Genomic DNA, 1,703 nt, shown 5'->3' on the forward strand with positions numbered 1-1,703 from the left:
TCCCGAGACCGCCCGGTACGAATCAACCGACCCCCTCGGCCTCACCCCCGCACCCAACCCCCACACCTACGTCCCCAACCCCACCTGGGAGTTCGACCCCCTCGGCCTCGCCCCCTACAAGATTGCTGGTACACGAGGACTGCTCCACAGCTTTGACGAACATGCCGCGCAATGGTTCGGTCGGGAGGTACCAAAATCGACGCATCTGCAGCAGTGGGAGAGTCTGATCGAGCGGGTCTCGACATCCAGGGTCGTCTTTGATTGGTCGACCGGAACAGCACAAACTACCGCCCACCTAGCGAGAGTTGACGGTAAGTATTTTGTAACTCAGTTCTTCAAAGACGGTTCCAGAGCGAGCGAGTTGGCGACTGCTTTTGTCCCAAGAAGTTCCCAATTGGGTGGTATGCTCCGAGCTGTGGGAATAATATAATGGATGAAAATCTGTCGCAGAATGAATCTGCGACTTCGCCTCGTCCACCCTTTGCGGAGCCTGCATTTTATTTTGCCGAAAGAGGAACTGAGGAGGCGTTCTCGCTCGTCGTCGAGTATCTGGCTGAGAAGGGTGCCTCCTTTGGTATGGCACTTTTAGGCGGCAAGGGTAACGCAGATGAGATGGCCGACCTGATCCAATACGAGATCGAACGAGTCAGCGTTGCGAACCGGCGTGAACTAGAGACTGTTCGCCGTGCCACCGGCAGAGCTGTTGCCGGTGTGACCTTGAGCGGTGTCCAGCCTGGTGGAGCTGGTCGTGACGTCGAGGTACGGGTTCTGCCGATACCGGAAGACGCTGTTGGGATCGATCGACATCCTATTGCGCTCTGGTGCGACGGGAGCGCATTTGAGCTCCATACGCCCATGGCACCGAAGACCCGTAGATCCGAGGATCTTCTTGATCTTTTTGTCTCTGTAGTAGCCGCGCTATCGCCCGCGTACGGTTCTTTGTTGATTTCATGGCCACTGCCCGGTCCGACGGAGGTCGCGGCCAGGCCCGACGGCTTCGAGTTCGCCGATTTCTACGTCTCGGCTGATTACGTGGGCCGCCCAGCATTTAACAAGATGACAAGTGCCATAGATCGAGATCATCAGAAAAGTCTTGATAGTGGTGCTTTGTTTCTGACTAGTGGTCTTTTTTCGTCGACTCCCACCAGGAACATCGGCGTCGGCAGGATGGCAGCCGGAGCGATTGCGGCTGTGGGACACTCGGCGTGACCTTCCCGGGGTACCGGTGTGGCTGCGGGGGCGGGCGGGCGAGCCCGACACCGAGGTCGTCAACTCCTCGGGTCGGCCGTTGCGGTTCGCCTACGACCCCGTCGGGCGGATGATCCGTTGAACGGATCGGAACGGTACCAGGTACGCCTACAGCTGGGATGGTGTGGTCCTCGCCGAGCAGAGCCACGTCACCGGCGACGACCCGACGCCACGGGTCACCAGCTGGGACTGGGAACCGGGTGGTTTCCGTCCGCTCACCCAGTCCAAACGCTGCTCGTCCGACCCGGCGGTGGACGACGGGAGCCCGGGTGAGAATGCCGAGCAGGAGTGGTTCGACGCCCGGTTTTATGCCATCGTCACCGATCTGGTCGGTACGCCCACCGAACTCCTCGACCCCGACGGGGACCTTGCCTGGCGGGCCCGGACGATGCTGTGGGGCGCCGGCCCGCCGCCCACCGACGGTGCCCTCGACTGCCCGCTGCGTTTCCCCGGGC

At 60.8% G+C, this 1,703-nt stretch carries 3 protein-coding genes; all 3 read left to right on the top strand.

The genetic code is table 11. From position 1 onward, the window contains the following. Window positions 1–430: hypothetical protein (locus U9983_RS09470; RefSeq protein ID WP_322753643.1), on the top strand; the 430-nt coding region annotated here is incomplete at its 5' end. Then, entirely contained in the window at window positions 430–1,209 is a 780-nt protein-coding gene (locus tag U9983_RS09475; RefSeq protein ID WP_322753644.1) for a hypothetical protein, read from the top strand. The genes U9983_RS09470 and U9983_RS09475, both read left to right, overlap by 1 nt. A gap of 163 nt (window positions 1,210–1,372) precedes the next feature. Beyond that, window positions 1,373–1,703: RHS domain-containing protein (locus tag U9983_RS09480; RefSeq protein WP_322753645.1), on the top strand; the 331-nt coding region annotated here is incomplete at its 3' end.

Origin of the sequence: Protofrankia sp. Cas3, assembly GCF_963555955.1 — a bacterium.
Classification (GTDB): Bacteria; Actinomycetota; Actinomycetes; order Frankiales; family Frankiaceae; genus Protofrankia.

Bases quoted from the DNA above. Each gene is read 5' to 3' on its own strand.
- U9983_RS09475 (WP_322753644.1), top strand. From the start codon at position 430: ATGGATGAAAATCTGTCGCAGAATGAATCTGCGACTTCGCCTCGTCCA.